The 21,428-nt window shown below is 59.2% G+C and carries 6 protein-coding genes; all 6 read left to right on the top strand.

Features of this window, described 5'->3' with window-relative positions:
* The 6 genes from ABIE11_RS13215 (at nucleotide 1) to ABIE11_RS13190 (ending at nucleotide 21,418) form a co-directional block, all read left to right on the top strand.
* Nucleotides 1–846, top strand: a complete 846-nt coding sequence (locus ABIE11_RS13215; RefSeq protein WP_100778937.1) for an ABC transporter permease — start codon at nucleotides 1–3, stop codon at nucleotides 844–846.
* A complete protein-coding gene (locus ABIE11_RS13210) occupies nucleotides 839–1,816 on the top strand; it encodes an ABC transporter ATP-binding protein (RefSeq protein ID WP_231275997.1) in 978 nt (325 codons plus the stop codon). The genes ABIE11_RS13215 and ABIE11_RS13210 overlap by 8 nt, the downstream gene beginning before the upstream one ends.
* On the top strand, nucleotides 1,813–2,790 hold the full coding sequence (locus ABIE11_RS13205) for an ABC transporter ATP-binding protein (protein WP_248859171.1): 978 nt from the start codon (nucleotides 1,813–1,815) through the stop codon (nucleotides 2,788–2,790). The genes ABIE11_RS13210 and ABIE11_RS13205 overlap by 4 nt, the downstream gene beginning before the upstream one ends.
* Nucleotides 2,791–2,949: 159 nt before the next feature.
* Nucleotides 2,950–4,821 (top strand): bifunctional glutathionylspermidine amidase/synthase, encoded by a 1,872-nt coding sequence (gene gss / locus ABIE11_RS13200; protein ID WP_429184663.1) that lies wholly within the window; start codon nucleotides 2,950–2,952, stop codon nucleotides 4,819–4,821.
* 799 nt (nucleotides 4,822–5,620) lie between these two features.
* Nucleotides 5,621–6,880 (top strand): TolC family outer membrane protein, encoded by a 1,260-nt coding sequence (locus tag ABIE11_RS13195; protein ID WP_228483243.1) that lies wholly within the window; start codon nucleotides 5,621–5,623, stop codon nucleotides 6,878–6,880.
* A gap of 123 nt (nucleotides 6,881–7,003) precedes the next feature.
* Complete coding sequence (locus tag ABIE11_RS13190) at nucleotides 7,004–21,418, top strand: Ig-like domain-containing protein (RefSeq protein ID WP_429184662.1); 14,415 nt, start codon at nucleotides 7,004–7,006, stop codon at nucleotides 21,416–21,418.
* The last annotated feature ends 10 nt before the right edge of the window (nucleotides 21,419–21,428 follow it).

Below are 21,428 nucleotides of genomic sequence, written 5' to 3'. Positions count from 1 at the left end.
ATGAGCAGACGCTGGCAACAAGTTCGCCACCAGCTGCGCCGCAACCGTCCGGCGCAGTTTTCACTCTTTGTTCTCTTTATTTTCATCGTCGCTGCCCTGTGCGCGGGGCTAAGCCCTTACGATCCGGATCAGATGTCCCTTGGCGCGCGCACCCTGCCGCCTGACGCGGCGCACTGGTTTGGCACCGACGAATACGGGCGCGATTACTTCACCCGCGCCCTGTACGGCGGGCAGATCTCCCTGATGGTCGGTTTTCTGGCGATGCTTTTTTCCACGCTGATTGGCACGCTTGTCGGCACCATCAGCGGCTATTTTGGCGGCTGGCTCGATAACCTGATGATGCGCGTCGTCGATATTCTGATGGCCATTCCGGCGTTTTTCCTGCTGCTGGTGGTGAACGCCTACCTCAAGCCGGGCGTGGATAACATCATCCTGATTATCAGCCTGTTGACCTGGATGAGCATGTCGCGCCTGGTGCGTGCCGAAACGCTCAGCGTCAAAGAGCGCGAATATGTTCTGTATGCCCGCGCGTCGGGCGAGCATCCGCTGCGCATCATTCTGCGCCATATTATTCCCGGCGTGCTGCCGACAATTATTGTGGCGGCGACGCTGAATATCGCATCGGCCATTCTGATGGAATCGACCCTCAGTTTCCTGGGGCTGGGCGTGCAGGCGCCCGCTGCATCGTGGGGGAGTATGCTCAACAATGCGCAGTCGTACATCGGCGAAGCCTCCTGGCTGGCGATGTTCCCGGGCATTTTGATTTTGCTGACGGTGTTTAGTTTTAACGTGCTCGGCGACGTATTCCGCACCGCCTTTGAGCCGGGAGCGAACCGCGATGAATAACTTATTAGAACTCGATAATCTGCACACTTCGTTTCGCACCCGCGACGGCAACGTACAGGCGGTGCGCGGCGTGAGTTTTCATGTGCAGGCCGGGGAGCTGGTCGGCATCGTCGGGGAATCCGGGTGCGGGAAAAGCGTCACCTGCAAATCGATCATTCAGCTGCTCGGCAGCAACGGGCACATCTCCGGCGGCAGTATTCGCTTTCAGAATGACGATCTGGCGAAGAAGACCCCTGAGCAAATGCGCAAGATCCGTGGCAACGACATTGCGATGATCTTCCAGGACCCGATGACCGCCCTGAACCCGGTGGTGACCATCGGCAGGCAGATGTCGGAGATCCTCATTCGCAACAAAGGGCTGTCCAAAAAGGCGGCAAAAGCGGCGGCCATTGCCATGCTCGATCAGGTGGGGATTGCCGAAGCGGAGCGCCGTTACGATCAGTTTCCCCACGAGTTTAGCGGCGGGATGCGCCAGCGCGTGATGATCGCCATCGCGCTCTCCTGCAACCCGAAACTGCTGATCGCCGACGAACCGACAACCGCGCTGGATGTGACCATTCAGGCGCAGATCCTGCGCCTGCTGAAAAGCCTGCAACAGCAGACTCAGACAGCCATTCTGCTGATCACCCACGATCTCGGCGTGGTGGCGCAGGTGTGCAGCCGTGTCGTGGTGATGTACGGCGGGCAGGTGATGGAAGAGGGGAGTGTGGAGGATATTTTTTATCGTCCGGCGCACCCGTACACCCAGGGGTTACTGGCCTCCCTGCCGCGCGCGGACGAGGCAAATCACCGCCTGTCACCTATTGAAGGAACGCCGCCTGGCCTGCTCAATCCGCCGCCGGGCTGCCCGTTTGCCGAGCGCTGTCCGAAACGAATGGCGCAGTGCGAGCGCCAACCCGCATTTTATTCCGTAGGCGAGGGCCACCGTGCGGCCTGCTGGTTATGGGCTGATAAGGAGGTTCAGGCATGAGCGAGCAAAATGCCCCTTTAGTGAGCGTCCGTGAACTGCGTAAACACTATCCGGTTCAGGGTGGGCTGCTGCGCAAAGGCGTGGCGGTGAAAGCGGTCGACGGCGTGAGTTTTGATATTCATGGCGGAGAAACCTTTGGTCTGGTGGGCGAATCAGGCTGCGGAAAATCGACGCTTGGGCGCGCAATGCTGCGCCTGTTTGATATCACCTCCGGCGAAATTCACTTTGCCGGACAGGAGATTGCGCAGGCCAGCGAAAAGCAGCTCAAGCCGCTGCGTAAAAGAATGCAGGCCATTTTCCAGGACCCGTACTCGTCGCTCAATCCGGGTATGACGGTGCAGCAGCTGGTGGCCGAACCGATGCAGATCCACGGCTACAGCCGCGAGGAGCAGCGGGAACGTACGGAAACCCTGCTCTATAAAGTGGGGCTTAAACAGGAACATCTGCAGCGCTTCCCCCATGAATTCAGCGGCGGTCAGCGCCAGCGCATCAGCATTGCGCGTGCTCTGTCGGTACGCCCGGAGTTTGTGCTGTGCGATGAACCGCTCTCGGCGCTGGATGTGTCGGTGCAGGCGCAGGTGGTGAATATTTTGCAGGACCTGCAGCAGGAGCTGGGGCTGACCTATCTGTTTATCGCCCACGATCTGTCGATGGTGCGCCATATCTCCAGCCGTATCGGGGTAATGTACCTCGGAAAGCTGGTGGAAGTGGCCCCGGCGGGCGAGCTGTATTCCCATCCGGCGCACCCCTATACGCGCGCGCTGCTGGCCGCCGTTCCGCTGCCCGATCCGCGCATCCGCCATCTTGAGCAGGCAACCCTGCGCGGGGAGATCCCCGGTCCCACGTCGGTACTTCCTGGCTGTAAATTTTGCAGCCGTTGCCCGCACGTCATGCCGGTTTGCCGCTCGCAGGAGCCCGCCATGCAGGAGATCTCGCCGGGGCATTTTGCGGCCTGTTGGTTATTTAAGGTCTAAGGTACCTCGAACAACGCCGGGCGGCGCGAAGGCGCGCCCGGCTCGCACTGTGAATTGTCCCTTTATCAGGTGTATGATAAATCCTCTTCTGTCTGATTCATGTCAACACGCAGACGACAACCCTCATCATCTTGCCGCCTGCCTTTTTAGGTTGGATTCATGCGAAATAATGGAAAGCAAAGCAGTGACGCTCCGTTTGGGACGTTGTTAGGTTATGCGCCGGGTGGCGTGGCAATTTACTCCTCGAACTACAGCAGTCTTGACCCGCGCCAGTACCCCGAAGACGCGGAGTTTCGTAGCTATATCGGCAACGAATACATGGGCCACAAATGGCAGTGCGTAGAGTTCGCGCGCCGCTTCCTGTTCCTCAACTACGGCATGGTATTTACCGACGTCGGCATGGCGTGGGAGATCTTCTCCCTGCGCTTCCTGCGCGCCGTGGTGAACGACACCATCCTGCCGCTGCAGGCGTTTGCCAACGGTTCGAAACGCGCGCCAAAAGCCGGTTCGCTGCTCATCTGGCAAAAGGGCGGGGAGTTTCATGAGACCGGCCATGTGGCCGTTATCACTCAGCTGATGGGCGATAAAGTGCGCATTGCCGAGCAGAACGTCCTCCATTCGCCGCTGCCGGTCGGGCAGCAGTGGACGCGCGAGCTGCGCCTGTCCGTCGAAAAAGGCTGCTACACCCTGCACGACACCTTCACGGATACCACTATTCTGGGCTGGATGATCCAGACCGACGACACAGAGCACAGCCTGCCGCAGCCGGAAATCGGCGGTGAACAGCTGAAAATCAGCGGGGCGCGACTGCCCAACAAACGCCAGTTCGACGGGAAATGGCTCAACGAAAAGGATGCTCTGCAGCAGGCTTACGTTCGCGCCAACGGACATGTGATCAATAAAGATCCCTGCCAGTATTTCACCATCACCGAAAGTGCCGAGCAGGAGCTGATCAAAGCCACCAACGAGCTGCATCTGATGTATCTCCACGCCACCGATAAAGTGCTGAAAGACGACAACTTACTCGCGCTTTTCGACATCCCGAAAATCCTCTGGCCGCGCCTGCGCCTCTCTTGGCAGTGGCGTCGTCACCATATGATCACCGGTCGTATGGATTTTTGTATGGATGAGCGCGGGCTGAAGGTGTACGAGTACAACGCCGATTCCGCCTCCTGCCATACGGAAGGCGGTTTGATCCTCGAAGAGTGGGTGAAAAATGGCTATCGCGGCACCGGGCATAACCCGGCGGAAGGCTTGCTCGAAGAGCTGACCGGCGCGTGGAAACACAGCCACGCGCGTCCGTTCGTGCATATCATGCAGGACAACGATATCGAAGAGGATTATCACGCGCTCTTTATCCAGCGCTCGCTGATGCAGGCGGGTTTTGACACCAAAATTCTGCACGGTCTGGAAGCGCTGAGCTGGGATGCGGCAGGGCAGCTTATCGATAACGAAGGTCGCGCGGTGAACTGTGTCTGGAAAACCTGGGCGTGGGAAACGGCGATCGAGCAGGTGCGTGAAGTGAGCGAAACCGAATACGCCGCTGTGCCGATTCGCACCGGTCATCCCCAGCAAGAGGTGCGTTTAATTGACGTGCTGTTGCGCCCGGAAGTGCTGGTATTTGAACCGCTGTGGACCGTGATCCCCGGCAACAAAGCTATTCTGCCGGTGCTGTGGCAGCTGTTCCCGAATCACCGTTATCTGCTGGATACGGATTTCGAGGTCAACGAATTGCTCACCAAAACCGGCTATGCGGTGAAACCTATCGCCGGTCGCTGCGGCAGCAATATCGATCTGATCAGCGCCGAAGAGGAGCTGCTGGATAAATCCAGCGGTAAATTCACGGATCGTAAAAATATCTACCAGCAGCTGTGGTGCCTGCCGAAAGTGGACGGGAAATACATCCAGGTCTGCACCTTTACCGTCGGCGGCAACTACGGCGGCACCTGCCTGCGCGGGGATGATTCGCTGGTGATCAAGAAAGAGAGCGATATCGAGCCGTTGATTGTGGAGAAGGATAAGGAGAGCTAATCCGGCACAACGCGCGTCGAAACGGTAAAACCCGCAGATTCCCCTGCGGGTTTTTTATTGCCTTTTTGGGGCTGATGCCATCGATTGATGAATAAACGTAATGAGTTATCCAGAATGTGCTAATAATTCACCTGTTATATTGTTATTGTTCTGTTTATTTTTTCACATTTAGATTGAATGACTGCTTATAAAGAAATTACTGGTGTTAAATGCCGATTATTAACAATTGATGGCGCAGTATCCTGTTTCTTAAGGGATTATTTTTTCTTTGTTGTTTAAATAATAACCACGGCACTAAAACTGACATTTCTTTGAAAATCTTTGTGTCATATTCATTGAGAAATAAACGCAAAAATGTACAGGTAGGTATTTTAAATAATTTCTTAAATAACAATGCGTTTATTCCAGGCCGATTTAGGCCCTATTTTCACGGTTTGTCTGGAAACCGCATTTTTTCTCTTAGCATTAACACCTTGTTAACATTGTGGGTATAGTTCCACTTAAGACATTTTGTTATGCTCGCCGTTAAGAAATGTTGAATAAGTAAATTCTTAAAAACGATTATCTGCTACTGATTTCCGTTAGTGAAAATTGGTGCTTAGGCTTTTTCGCACATTCATTAAACGTTGAAAAATTCTTACGTGTAAGATTTTTACCACTGGCTAAGTGGGGGAGGCGAAGAAAACGATATACACCATCCTCAGGGGTGGAATAGTAAGGGAGATCTATCTTGAGAGCGTTTAAATATACCCAGATACCTGCCGCCCTTGTTTTATTTGCGGCCACGATGTCCTCATCGATGGCAAATAACGGGACGATTGGCAGCGCTCCCGTCGCACGCACGTCATTAAAAGAGAGCATTCTTTTTGCTTTCGATCGCGATCCCTCCGTGAGCCAGCAAGCCGCTCAGATGGGGATTGGTCAGGCCCAGATTGATGAAGCCCGAAGCGGGTGGATGCCGCAAATTTCACTGAACGGCAATACGGGCCATAGCCAGACGACGGACTCCAGCGGTTCGCTGAAAAATTCGGCGGCGTGGGGCTTGAGCCTGACGCAGCTCGTGTACGACTTTGGCAAAACCAATAGCGCGATCAGCCAGTCTTCCGCCCAGCATGACAGCTATCGGTATCAGCTGATGGCGACGTTATCGTCGGTCGCAGAGAAAACCGCGCTGAGCTATGTGGATGTGAAACGCTATACAGACCTGACCCAAGCCGCGCAGGAGAACATCCTGGCCCTGAAAAATGTGCAACAGCTGGCGAAATTACGCTCTAGCGCGGGCCTTAGCTCCACCTCTGATGAGCTGCAAACGCAAACCCGCGTGGCGGGAATGCAGGCAACCCTTGAGCAATACAACGCGGCGCTGAAAAGTGCCCGCGCCAGGCTGTCGGTTCTGACGGGGATTGATGCACAACAGCTCTCCCCGTTACCGGCCACGCTTGAGGTGCAGCAGGATTCCCTTGATAGCATTGACTACACGCTGATCCCCTCCGTTCTGGCGGCGAGAACCATGGAGAGTTCTGCCCAGTACGGCATTGAACGGGCGAAATCCCAGCACTGGCCGACCCTGAGCCTGAAAGGGGGAAGAACGCGCTATGAATCGGATAACCGCTCCTATTGGGACGACCAGATCCAGCTGAATATTGATGCCCCTCTCTACCAGGGCGGGGCGGTGTCCGCCAGGGTTCGCCAGGCTGAAGGGGCGCGTGCTATGGCCGCTTCGCAGGTGGATCAGGCTCGTTTTGATGTCCTGCAAAAGGCCTCAGTCGCAATGGCAGACTGGAGCGGGGCGCGTGGCCGAATGGAGGCCGGAAATGTCCAGCTGGAAAATGCGTTACGCGCCCGGGAAGTTTATAAAAATGAATATACCCTCGGTAAGCGAAGTATTAACGATCTCCTGAGCGTCGAACAAGATGTCTGGCAGGCAACCTCCTCCAAAATATCAGCAGAATATGATAGCTGGGCGAGTGCAGTTAATTATGCGTCAGCCGTTGATAATCTCATGCAACGTATTGGAATTGAAAAAAACGCTGCGGCCAAATTACCTGATTTAAGTTAGAGAAACGCGGCTGACGCTGCGGATATAAGTTCAAGAAGAATGGGAGATTTTCATTCCCGGGGATAGTCACATCCTCAGGATAGAAATACTCACAGGCACCCGTGTACCTGCAAGGAGAGAAATATGAGTAACGCTAAGATTGTCGATGTCATTATTCGCAAAACCGCTGAGAAAACAGTATTGACCGGAGAGGGAAATCTCTCGGTATCTGTTTCTGCACCCAGTGTCATTGAAATCCACGGATCCGCCCAGGATGTCGCACGTTATATGCGCCAGGGTAAGGATCTGCTGATTTACATGAAAGATGGCAGCGTGATTCGATGCAATAACTATTTTCTCGACGATCCAGAGGGTAAAAACCATTCCGAACTGGTGTTTAACGACCAGCAGGAACTGACTCATATCACCTTTGCAGAGACGGAAGAGGCCGCGGGGATGGCGGCGGTGGAGTTAAGCGCGCAGGCCACGCCGATTTCCACCATCGAGCCGTTCCTGGAGCAGGCCAGTAGCTTAAGCGATGCCCCGTGGGGCTGGATCGCAGGGGCCGCGTTAGGCGGCGGGGCGATTGGCGCGCTGCTGGCGCACGGCGGTGATGGCGACACCAAAACCAAAGTCATCGACAACACCAAAGAGGTCGAAAGCGCGACGCCGACCTTCCTCGTGACGGATAAACAGGGTGACAAGCAGGGTGTGCTGAGCGCAAAAGAGGTCACGGATGATAACACCCCGACCTTTAGCGGCACCGGCCAGCCGGGCGCGACCATTCAGATCAAGGACAGCAGCGGCAACACCATCGCCAGCGCGATGGTCGGCACCAATGGCACCTGGACGGTAAAACTGCCGACGCAAGCCGACGGCGAACACACCTGGTCGGTAGTGCAAATCGACGGCAGCAAAACGACTTCTGCGGGCAGCATCACCGTGAATGTGGTCACCGCCGATGCCAGCGTAACGCTGAGCACCACTGCCGGAGATAACGTCATCAATGCCAGCGAGCAGTCCGCAGGATTTGCCCTGTCCGGCAGCAGCAAACATCTCGCGCAGGGCACCGACCTGACCGTCACGCTAAACGGTAAGACCTACACCACTGAAGTGGGCGCGAACGGCGCATGGAGCGTCAAAGTTCCGGCGGCTGATGCGAAGGCATTGGCGGACGGCACCTGGACGGTCACCGTGACCGGCAAAGACGCGGTGGGCAATACCATCACCGGAAATCAGACGCTGAACGTGGATGCCCACGCGCCGACGCTCTCCGTGGATGCCATTTCGCAGGACAACATTCTCAACGCCGCCGAGCACGGCCAGCCATTAACGCTGAGCGGTAAAACCAACGCCGAGGCCGGGCAAATTGTCACGGTCTCCCTCAACGGCAAAAACTACACCACCACCGTCGGCAGTGACGGCACATGGTCCCTGACCCTGAATAACAGCGACGTCAACGCACTCGCTGAGGGTTCCCATACGGTCACGGTAAACGTCAACGACAAAGCCGGAAATCCCACCTCCACCACCGCTGATTTCAGCGTCGATACCGTAGCCCCTGTCGTGACGGTGAACGCCGTCGCGGGCGATGACGTGATCAATGCCGATGAGCAGGGGCAGGCGCAGATTATTTCCGGTCGCGCGAGCGGCGCAGCCGAAGGTGACGTGGTTACCGTGACGCTGGGCGGTAAGCACTATACGGGCGTCGTACAAGCCGATGGCAGCTGGAGCGTGGGCGTTCCGGCGAACGACATCCGTGCGCTCGGCGAAGGTCACTTTACGCTCTCCGTCGCGGTGACGGATGCGGCCGGTAACACCGGGAATGCCACTCACGATTTTACCCTGAGCGGTGCAGCACCTGACTTGACGATCGACCCTATCAGCCAGGACAACGTGCTGAACGCTCAGGAAGCGATGTTGCCACTCGATCTCAGCGGCACCAGTAATCTGCCGAACGGCAGCGCGGTAACCGTAACCCTGAATAACATCAGCTACCAGGCCACCGTGGAGAACGGCGTCTGGTCGGTGCAGGTGCCGGTGACTGACGTGCTGAATCTGGCGAATACCCTCTACACCGTGAGCGTGAGCGGAACGGACAGCGTGGGCAACGTCGGCAGCGCGGACGCCATGCTGCTGGTGGATACGGCGCTGCCGCAGGTGATCATCAATACCTTTGCGGGCGATAATCTGGTCAACAATGCGGAAGTCGCCGTTGACCAGACGCTCAGTGGCCGCGTCGTTGGTGCGGCTGCGGGCGACACCGTCTCCATTACCGTCGGCGGCAAAAGCTACACCGCCATCGTCGGCAACGATCTGAGCTGGAAAGTACTGATTCCGTCCGCCGATCTGAACGCGTTTGGCGACGGCGATCTGACCTTCACGGCATCGGTGACCAACGCCCACGGCAATACGGGCACCGGCGAGCGCGATATTAATATCAACGCCGCGTTGCCGGGCCTGCGCGTCAACACCATCTCTGGCGACGACGTTATTAACGCCATCGAGCAGCATCAGGATCTGACTGTCACCGGCTCAAGCAGCCATCTGGCGCCAGGCTCACAGATGACCGTCACCATCAACAATATCGATTATCCGGCGGTCATTGCCGCCAACGGCAGCTGGCAGATCGGTGTCCCGGCGGCTGACCTGCAAAACTGGACCGCGGGCGATATTCTGGTTGTGGCCAGCGCGCAGGATCAGTGGGGCAATACCGTTTCTGCTGAACATCCCATTGAACTGAATCTCTCTCCTGTCGCCGTGTCCATCGATACGGTGACCCTTGATGACATGTTGAATGCCGCCGAAAAAGCGGCGGATCTCACCCTTTCCGGCCAGACGCAGGGCGTCGAAGCGGGCCAGACGGTGGTAGTGAAATTTGCCGATCAGACCTTCACGGCCCAGGTACAGCAGGACGGCTCCTGGAGCCTGACGGTCCCTTCCAGTGCGATGGACGGGCTGAGCGACGGGCGCGCGCAGGTTAGCGTGAGCGTAGCCAACACCAGCGGCAACAGCGCCGATGCGTCACGCGTGATCACGGTGGACACTCAGCCGCCGACGATTGCTATCGACAACCTGACCGACGACAACATCATCAACGCTGCAGAAGCGCAGCAGGATCTGATTTTAAGCGGCAGCACCAGCGCGCAAGCGGGCCAGACCGTGACCCTCACCCTGAACGGCAAAACCTATCAGGCGATTGTGCAGAATGACGGCAGCTGGCAGCTGAGCGTTCCTGCCGCCGATGTGGGTGCCCTCGCCGACGGCAACGTGACGATCAATGCGAGCGTCAGCGATGTGGCCGGAAACAGCGCCAGCACCGATCGAATCGGCCTGGTCGACGCTACGGTTCCGCAGGTGACGATTAATGATTTTGTCACCGACACCAACACCGTGAACTACACCGCCCACTCGCAGGCGCAGATTTTAAGTGGCTCGGTGACGGGCGCGGCCGCAGGCAATCTGGTGACCGTCACCATTGACGGCGTGAATTACACCACCGCAGTGGATGCGGCGGGCAACTGGAGCCTGGGCCTGCCTGCCTCCGTGATTCAGGGGCTGGCAGACGGAACCTGGACTATCGACGTCTCCGTGACTGACAGTGCCGGGAATACGGGCAGTAACTCGGTGGACGTGGTGGTGAACACCGCAAAACCGGTGATTGCGATCAACACGCTTGCCGATGACGACGTGATCAATGCGGCTGAAAAAGGCGCAGATCTGGCACTTTCTGGCACCAGCGACCAGCCGCAGGGCACGGTGATCACCGTCACGCTCAACGGCATCCAATACACCGCCATCGCCGATGACAGCGGGAACTGGACGGTAACCGTTCCGGCCTCGGCGGTCAGCGCGCTGGGTGAGGCGAATTACACCGTGACGGCCAGCGTCACGGACAGTGCGGGCAATAACAGCAGCAGCACGCACGACGTGCTGGTCGACAGCGCCCTGCCGGTGATCACCCTCAATGCCATCGCCAGCGACGATATTATCAACGCCTCGGAAGTGGCGACCGGTCAGACCCTCAGCGGTAAAGTCAGCGGCGCGGCGAACGGCGATACCGTTACGGTGACTATCGGCGGCAACACCTACACCACAACCGTTAAAGGCGATCTCAGCTGGTCGGTGGATGTCCCGGCAGATGTGCTGAGCGCAATCGGCAACGGCGATCTGACCGTAGAAGCGTCGGTCACGAATGGTCACGGCAATACCGGTACGGGTGAGCGCGATATCACTATCGACGCCAATCTGCCGGGGCTGCGCGTGGACACGGTGGCGGGCGACGATGTGATTAACATCGTTGAACACGGCCAGCACTTGATGGTGACGGGCACCAGCACCGGCCTGTCGGCAGGCTCCGCGCTGACTGTAACGGTCAACGGCAAAACCTATCCGGCGACGGTCCTCGCGGACGGCTCCTGGAGCGCCGCAGTCCCTGCGGCTGACGTCGGTGCGCTGGCGGCAGGCAGCGTCACCATCACGGTGGCAGGCCAGAGCAGCGCCGGAAATCCGGTCTCTATCAGCCATGACGTGAAGGTCGATCTGGCGGATGTGGCGATCAGCATTGACGCGATTGCCAGCAACGATGTGATCAACGCGGCGGAGAAAGGGACCGATCTGGTCCTCTCCGGCACCACGGCAAACGTCGAAGCGAACCAGACGGTCACCCTGACCTTTGGGGGCAAAACCTATACCACGACCGTTGATGCCAACGGCAACTGGACGTACACCGTGCCATCGGCGGATCTGGTGGGTCTCAAAGACGGCGATGCCAGCGTGCAGGTGAGCGTCACCAACGTCAACGGCAACAGCGCCTCGGCGGGCCGCGAGTACAGCGTCGATGCTACCGCGCCGTCACTTTCTATCGAGATTATCAGCGATAACAACATCGTCAATGCGGCGGAAGCGCAGCAGGATCTGGTGGTGAACGGGACGACCAACGCTGAAGCGGGTCAACCCGTAACCGTCACGCTGAACGGAAAAGAGTACACCACCACGGTTCTGGCGGGGGGCAACTGGAGCGTCACCGTTCCGGCGGCCGATATGGCCGGAATCAGCGACGGCCAGTACACCGTGACCGCATCCGTGGCCGACAAAGCGGGCAACCCGGCGAGCGCCGATCGTGACGTGCTGGTGGACGCCACGGTGCCGCAGCTCACCATCGATATCCTTTCCGGCGATGACATCATCAACAGCACCGAGCACGGCCAGGCGTTGATCGTCACGGGCCACGTGACGGGCGCTGAAGCGGGCGATGTCGTGACCGTCACCCTCAACAACAAATCTTACACCGCCACGCTGGATGCCTCTGGCAACTGGATCGTGGGCGTTCCGGCCGCAGACGTGGGAGCCTTGATCGCGGGCGATCATACCCTCACGGCAACGCTGACGGACAAAGCAGGTAACAGCGACACCACCACCCATGACGTGGCGGTCAACCTCACTGCGCCGGTCTTAACCATTGATACGGTCTCCGGTGACGACGTTATCAACAACGCCGAAAAAGCCCAGGAGCTGACGATCAGCGGTACCGCGACGGGCCTGGCGGCTGGCGCGATGGTGACGGTGATGCTCAATGGCAAAGCCTACAGCGCCATCGTTAATGGCGAGGGCAAATGGACCACCACCGTTCCGGCGGATCAGGTCGGGGCGCTGGGCGAAGCGCTGTATGACATTAGCGCGTCGGCAACCGACAGCGCAGGCAACAGCGGGAGCGCGGTGCATACGGTTAACGTGGAATCCGTACTGCCAGGCGTCACCATCAACGCCATTGCTACGGATAACGTGATCAACGCCGATGAAGTGGCAGCGGGCCAGACCATCAGCGGCACGGTGGTGAACGCCCAGCAGGGCAACACCGTGACCGTCACCATCGGCGGCAACACCTACACCACCACAGTACAAAACGATCTGAGCTGGTCGGTGAACGTCCCGGCGGACGTGCTGACGGCGCTGGGCAACGGCGATCTGACCGTCACCGCCTCCGTCACTAACGGCGTGGGTAACAGCGGTTCCGGCGAGCGCGACATCACCATCGACGCCAGCCTGCCGGGCCTGCGCGTGGATACCGTGGCGGGCGATGACGTGATCAACCGCATCGAACACGGGCAGAACCTGATTATCACCGGCGACAGCGACGGTCTCCCGGCGGGCAGCGCCCTGACCGTGACCGTCAACGGTAAAACCTATCCGGCGACGGTGCTGGCGGACGGCACCTGGAGCGCCGCAGTCCCTGCGGCAGACGTCGGTGCGCTGGCGGCAGGCAACATCACCATTACGGTGGCCGGCCAGAGCAGCGCCGGAAATCCGGTCTCCATCAACCACGATGTGAAAGTCGATCTGGCGGACGTGGCGATCAGCATTGATGCCATTACGACCGACGATGTGATCAACGCCGCGGAAAAAGGGGTGGACCTGGTGCTCTCCGGCAGCACCACGAACGTCGAAGCGAACCAGACGGTCGACATTACCTTTGGCGGGAAAGCCTATACCGCACAGGTGGATGCGGACGGGAAATGGACCGTCACGGTGCCATCGGCAGATCTTAACGGGCTGAAAGAGGGTGATGCCAGCGTGCAGGTGAGCGTCACCAACGTTAACGGTAACAGCGCCTCGGCGGGTCGCGAATACAGCGTCGACAGCACTGCGCCGGGCGTGACGATCAACACTGTTGCGGCAGACGACATTCTCAACGCGGCAGAAGCGCAAGCTGATCTGACGATCGGCGGCACCAGCACGGCGGAAGCGGGCCAGCCGGTCGTCGTGACGCTGAACAATAAAACTTACACCACCACGGTGGGCGCAGACGGTAGCTGGACGCTGGACGTTCCGGCGGCGGATGTGGCGAACCTGGCGGACGGCGTTACCACGATCCACGCCTCGGTGGCTGACAAAGCCGGTAACCCGGCGTCGGTCGATCGCAACCTGACGGTGGATGTCACCGTTCCGGTGATCACTATCAATACCATCGCGGGCGATGACGTCATTAACGTGGCCGAGCATGCTCAGGCGCAAATCATCAGTGGTTCAGCAACCGGCGCGGCGGCAGGCGATAGCGTGACTGTGACCATCGGCGGCCAGACGTACACCACGGTGCTGGATGCCAGCGGCAACTGGAGTGTTGGCGTGCCAGCCAGCGTGATTTCGGCGCTCAGCGATGGCTCGGTGACGGTCTCCGTGAACGTCACCGATGCAGCAGGCAACACCGGCAGCGGCAGCCATAACGTAACTGTCGATACCGGTTTGCCGTCTCTGGGCTTCAATGCCATTTCCGGCGATAACGTGCTGAACGCCGTAGAAAAAGGTCAAGACCTGAGCGTCGACGGGATCAGCGCAAACCTGGCCGAAGGCACACGGGTGACGGTCACGCTGAACGGTAAGCAGTACACCGCCACAACGGCCGCAGATGGCCGCTGGAGCCTGACAATACCGGCAGCCGACCTCGCGGGTCTCGGCGAAGCAAACTACACCCTTAACGCCAGCGCCACCAACGGCGTGGGCAACAGTATCAGCGGCAGTGCAAACCTGCAGGTGGATACGGCGCTGCCAGGCGTCACCATCAACGCCATTGCTACGGATAACGTGATTAATGCCGACGAAGTGGCGGCGGGCCAGACCATCAGCGGCACGGTGGTGAACGCCCAGCAGGGCAACACCGTGACCGTCACCATTGGTGGTAACACCTACACCACCACGGTGCAGAACGATCTGAGCTGGTCGGTGAATGTCCCGGCGGACGTGCTGACGGCGCTGGGCAACGGCGATCTGACCGTCACCGCCTCCGTCACCAATGGCGTGGGTAACAGCGGTTCCGGCGAGCGCGACATCACCATCGACGCCAGCCTGCCGGGTCTGCGCGTGGATACCGTGGCGGGCGATGACGTGATCAACCGCATCGAACACGGGCAGAACCTGATTATCACAGGCGACAGCGACGGCCTCCCGGCGGGCAGCGCCCTGACCGTCACCGTCAACGGCAAAACCTATCCGGCGACAGTGCTGGCGGACGGCACCTGGAGCGCCGCCGTTCCTGCGGCAGACGTCGGTGCGCTGGCGGCAGGCAACATCACTATTACGGTGGCTGGCCAGAGCAGCGCCGGAAATCCGGTCTCCATCAACCACGACGTGAAAGTCGATCTGGCGGACGTGGCGATCAGTATCGATGCCATTACGACCGACGATGTGATCAATGCGGCGGAAAAAGGGGCGGACCTGGTGCTCTCTGGCAGCACCACGAACGTCGAAGCGAATCAGACGGTCAACATTACCTTTGGCGGGAAATCCTATACCGCGCAGGTGGATGCGGACGGGAAATGGACCGTCACGGTGCCATCGGCGGATCTGAACGGGCTGAAAGAGGGCGACGCCAGCGTGCAGGTGAGCGTCACCAACGTCAACGGCAACAGCGCCTCGGCGGGTCGCGAATACAGCGTCGACAGCACTGCGCCGACCGTCACGATTGATACGGTCGCCGGGGATAACGTCATTAACGGTAGCGAAGCCGCTGCAGGGATTGTGATTTCCGGTACCACTACCGCAGAAGTGGGCCAGACGGTGACCGTCATGCTGGGCGGTAAAACGTACACCGCCCAGGTAGAGGCTGGCGGTAGCTGGAACCTCTCTGTTCCGGCGGGCGATCTGGCAGCGATGGCGGATAACGGCTATTCGGTGCAGGTCAGTGTGAGCGATAACGCCGGAAACCCAGGCAGCGCCAGCAAGGCGATCACTCTCGATACCACGCCGCCCGTTATCAGCTTCAATACGGTGGCTGGCGATAACGTCATCAACAGCGTTGAGCACGGACAGGCGCAGATTGTCAGCGGTACGGCGACGGGCGCGGCGGTGGGCGATAAGCTCATTATCACGATCGGCGGCCAGCAGTACACCACCACGGTGGATGCCAGCGGCAAGTGGAGCGTCGGTGTGCCAGCCAGCGTGATTTCAGCGTTGCAGGACGGTACGGTGACCATCAGCGCCACCGTGACGGACAGCGCGGGTAACAGCAGCACCCAGACGCACGACGTGGTGGTGAACACCGCTTCTGTCTCGCTGACGGTGGCGACCATCAGCGGCGATGATGTGATTAACGCGGCGGAAGCGGGCAGCGCGCTGACCATCAGCGGCTCAAGCACCCAGTTCGCCAGCGGGACGCAGGTGACCGTTACGCTGAATGGTAAAAACTATACGGCGAACATCCAGAGCGATGGCTCCTGGACAACCACTGTTCCTGCGGCAGACGTCGCGGGGCTGGCAGATGGCGCACACTATCAGGTCTCCGTCTCCGCCCAGGACAGCGCGGGTAACAGTGCGTCAGCCACCCACACGGTGAGCGTCGATACCACGCCGCCGGTGGTCAGTGTCGCCACGCTCGCGGGCGACGATGTTCTGAATGCTGTCGAACAGCAGCAGCCGCTGACGATCCACGGTTCGTCCAGCGCGGAAGCGGGGCAAATGGTCACCGTCACGCTGGGCAGCAAGACCTATACCGCCCAGATCGCCAGCGACGGAACCTGGACGCTGAATGTTCCGGCAACGGATCTCGCGGCGCTGAACGAAGGGGCGTTAACCGTCACTGCGTCGGTAAGCGATAAAGCCGGTAACAGCGGGCAGACCACCCATACCCTGACGGTGGATACCGTTGCGCCGGTCATTACTATTGATACCGTGGCGGGCGACGATATCGTGAACAATAGCGAACAGCTGGCGGGGCAAACCCTCAGCGGCACAACGACCGCCGAACAGGGCCAGAGGGTGACGGTAACCTTCAACGGCCACAGCTATCAGGCGATGGTTGACGCTGACGGTAAATGGTCGGTGTTTGTCTCCGGGCGCGATTTCCTCGGCCTGAGCGACGGTGATTACACCATTACCGCCTCCGTCAGCGATAAAGCCGGAAACCCTGGCAGCACCACGCATGACGTGACCCTGAACGGTGACGTGCCGACCATCAGCATCAACACCTTTGCCGACGATGACATTGTCAACGCCGCAGAGCACGGCACCCCGCTGGTGATCAGCGGCACCACCGACGCGCCTGCGGGCCGGACGGTCACCCTCACGCTGAACGGCAAAACTTACACCACAACCGTTCAAAACGACGGCAGCTGGGAATACACCCTGGGCAGCGCGGATGTGACCGCTCTGGCCGACGGTGGCGCATATGTCATTCAAGCCGAGGTCAGCAACACCATCGGCAACAGCGCCAGCGATAGCCATAACGTGACGGTGGATCTGACCGCGCCGTCGATGGGGATCAGCATTGATTCTCTGCACAACGACACCGGCCTGAGTAGCAGCGATTTCATCACTAACGATAATCAGGTTATCGTCAACGGCTCCTTGACCGCACAGCTCGGCAATAACGAGAAGGCGCAGATCAGCCTTGATGGCGGCGTGACCTGGAGCGATCTGACGGTCACCGGCACGCAATGGCGCTATACCGATGGCCGCACGCTGACGGACGGGACTTACACGTATCAGGTCCGGGTGGTGGATAACGCGGGTAACGTGGGTGCGACCGACAGCCAGAACGTGGTGGTCGATCTCACTGCACCGGCCTCGACCACCATTACCGTGGATTCCGTGACCCAGGATACGGGGCTGTCCGGCAGCGACTTTATTACCAGCGATAACCAGATCACCCTGAAAGGGACGCTGGGCGCGGCGTTGGGCAACGGCGAACACGCGCAAATCAGCACTGATGGTGGCGTCACCTGGACCAACGTGAGCGTGAGCGGCCTGGGCTGGACCTGGGTCGATGGCCGCACGCTGGCCGACGGCGATTACAACTATCAGCTGCGCGTGATTGACGACGCAGGCAACATCAGCGCCACCACCAGCCAGGTGGTGACCATTGATACGGTGGTGCCGGACGCGAGTAAAACCGTCACCATCGACAGCATCAGCGACGACACCGGGCTGAGCAACAGTGACTTTGTCACCCAGGATACCTCCCTGACCCTGCACGGCTCGCTGGGCGCGACGCTGTCGGACGGCGAATACGTGCAGATTAGCCTGGATGGCGGCAATACCTGGCAGAACGTCACCGTGGTAGGCAATAGCTGGTACTACGCGGACGGCCGCACGCTGCAAAACCAGACTTATGACTACTGGGTACGCGTCATTGATACGGCGGGTAACGTGGGGGATTCCGCTCATCAGCAGGTGACCGTCGATACGATTGCGCCTGATGCGGCGATTACCGTTACGGTGGATAACATCACCGTCGATACTGGCTTTGATAACAATGACTTCCTGACCAGCGAAACCTCTTACACGCTGCATGGCACGCTGGGGGCAACGCTCGGGGCGAATGAGTTTGTCCAGGTGAGTCTCGACGGTGGGCAGACCTGGGTCTATGCCACGGTCAACGGCACCCAATGGCAGTATGCCGACACGCGTACGCTGGGCGATGGCGACCATAGCTATCAGGTTCGCGTGGTGGATCAGGCTGGCAACGTGGGCGCGACCACCTCGCAGGTGGTGACTGTCGATACCCAGGCACCGCAATACGGCATTACGGTTGATGCCATCAGCGATGACACCGGGCAATCCGCGAGTGATTTTATCACCAACGATACCACCCTGACGGTCAGCGGATCGCTTGGCAGAGCGCTTGCCAGCGACGAGCGCGTGCAGATTAGTATGGATGGCGGTGCCACCTGGACCGATGCCACGGTGACGCAGACGCAGTGGAGCTACACCGATCCTCGCGTGCTCCCGGAAGGTGACCACACCTACCAGGTGCGCATTATCGATGAGGCGGGCAACGTCGGCTCGACCGCGCAGCAGGTGGTGACGGTTGATACCACACCGCCTGTCACGCAGGGTACCGTGGTGAGCTACACGGACAACGAAGGCGAGCGCCAGAGCGATTTCGGGTCGTCTGTCGCCACCGATGACACCACGCCACAGATCAACGGGACGCTGAATCAGGCCCTGGCGGCGGGGGAAATTGCCGAACTGTACCGCGACGGCGTGAAGCTGGGTCAGGTCACGATGAACGGGGCGACCAGCTGGTACTTCCAGGACAGCGGTCTGATCGACGGCAACCACACCTACGTGCTGCGTGTCACCGACACGGCGGGGAACACCACGGATTCCGATGATTTCGTGCTGCGCGTCGATACCAGCATTCCGACCACTACGGCGGCGATCACCGGGCAGACCACGTCGGACACCACGCCGATCCTGAGCGGGACCTTGTCCGCTGATCTGACCAACGGCGAGTATCTGGTGGTCACGGTTAACGGCAAAACCTACACCTCCGAAACCGGCGGTGCGGTGGTGGTCGACCCGAATCACAACACCTGGTATGTGCAGATACCGGACGGTGATGCGCTGGCTGCCAGCAGCTACAGCGTGACGGCGCAGGTGAAGAGCAGCGCGGGTAACGGCAACACGACAGGCACCACTACCGGCAGCCTGACCATCGGAACCGACTCGGTGAATACCGACTGGGCCAGCACCACCGGCAGCAGCGACAACTCCACCATGACGCTCGGCATGAACAGCAGCGGGTTGTGGAATATCATCGCCAACGGACGCTCGTATTCCAGCAGCGATATGTCGACCTACAGCAATACCGCCCTGACCAACACCCGTGGCTATAACGTGGTGAGCCAGACGGCGGCAGATTTCGACCGAAACGGTACAGCGGATATTTTCGCCACCGAGACCACCTACGCCGGTTCAACGCAGGTGATGTGGACCTACAACGGCACCAGCTACACCGCCAGCCAGCTGGCGATGGGCACCACTATCTGGTACGGCGGCGTGATTGCCTACGACAAGACCGGTGATGGTTATCTGGACATGGCCTACGGCGATGCCGGGATGGACTCCCTGACCTACCTGATCAACAACAACGGGACGCTGACACCGGATGGAACCGGCGGGGAAGGCGGTTTCTACGGCCAGTTTGACTCAGGACGTGAAATCTCCGGGGTGGACATTAACAACGACGGCACCGTGGATATCGTCCAGCACACCAACCGCAGCGGTGCGTACTCGATGACGGTCATCAATAACGGCGGGAATGGCACGCTCACTGTCGGGCAAAACATCACCAACGTGTTTGTGGTGAACGCGGCAAACACCACCACGGCGGCGTCGATGACCTGGGCTGATTTCAACGGCGACGGGTATATGGATCTCTATCTCGGCAGCAGCTACGGCAATACCGGCGGTGTGATCTATTACAACGACGGTAACGGCCAGCTGTCGGCCTCGAAGAGTGCGGTGGAAGCCTCAAACGCTACGGCGGGTTATCTGTCGGCGGCGGTGGACTGGAACGGTGACGGCCAAATGGACGTGATCAAGTTCAGCACCTACGGCGGATCGCAAACCGCGACGTTGTTCACCAACAACAATAACGGAACGACGTGGACGTCAAGCCAGCTGGCAACTGGCCTGGTGAATGTCACCGGGATTGCGGCGGTGGATTACAACTGGGATGGCGCGAAGGATCTGCTGGTGTCTCAGCAAAACGGCAAAGTGGTCTATGTGCAGAACAAACAGACCATTGCAGACGGCACGGCCATGCACCTGCGTATTGTCGATAGCGAAGGCATCAACAGCTATTACGGCAACACCGTGAATCTGTACAACGCGCGCGGTGAGCTGGTGGCGTCGCAAATCATCAACGCCCAGTCCGGTTTCGGGGTGAATGACAGCTCGGCGCTGGTCAGTTTCTACGGCCTGAATCCGGATGAAACCTACTCCGCAGAGATTGTGAAGTTCACTAACGGTGCTTCCGCCAACGTGACCTGGGACGGACTGGAAGCAGGCAACGGCAAAGAAGGCTACGTGCTAACCGCCGATGCTGCGACGGGGGGTCACAGCGGAACGCTGACCGGGACCGGCTATAACGACACCTTTATCGCCGAAGAAGGAAGTTATACCTACAACGGTTCCGGCGGCTGGAGCACCACGTCGGATCACGATACCTGGAGCAACACCGGCGGGATGGATGTGGTCGATTACCGCAATGCGAGCGCGGGCATCACGGTGGACCTGAGCGTCACGACGGCCCAGGACACCGGGTTTAACACCACCACCCTGAAGAATATTGAAGGGATTGCTGGCTCAGACTTCGACGACGTGATCACCGGCAACAGCGGGGATAACCAGTTCGAAGGCCGTGGCGGGAACGACACCTTCAATATTGGCAGCGGCGGGCACGACACGCTGTTGTACAAGCTCATCAACGCCGCTGACGCCACGGGCGGTAACGGCAGCGATCAGGTTAACGGCTTTACCGTCGGGACCTGGGAAGGGACGGCGGATACCGACCGTATCGACCTGCGCGAGCTGTTATCCGACAGCGGATATACCGGCACCGCCTCGGCGAGCTATGTCAACGGTGTCGCCACTCTGGACAGCAGTGCAGGGAATATTACGGATTACCTGCGCGTGGTGCAGAACGGCAGTAACACCGAAATTCAGATCGACCGCGACGGAACGGGCAGCCAGTTCGATCCGACCACGGTGGTCACTCTGAACGGGGTACAGACGGATCTGGCCACCTTGCTGGCAAACCATCAGCTGTTAGTTGCGTAAACCTCAGGCC

The sequence above is a fragment of the Lelliottia sp. 489 genome (assembly GCF_050435885.1).
Taxonomy (GTDB): domain Bacteria; phylum Pseudomonadota; class Gammaproteobacteria; order Enterobacterales; family Enterobacteriaceae; genus Enterobacter; species Enterobacter nimipressuralis.
Note: the sequence above shows the minus strand (reverse complement) of the source record. Positions and strands in the feature narration are given on the sequence as shown.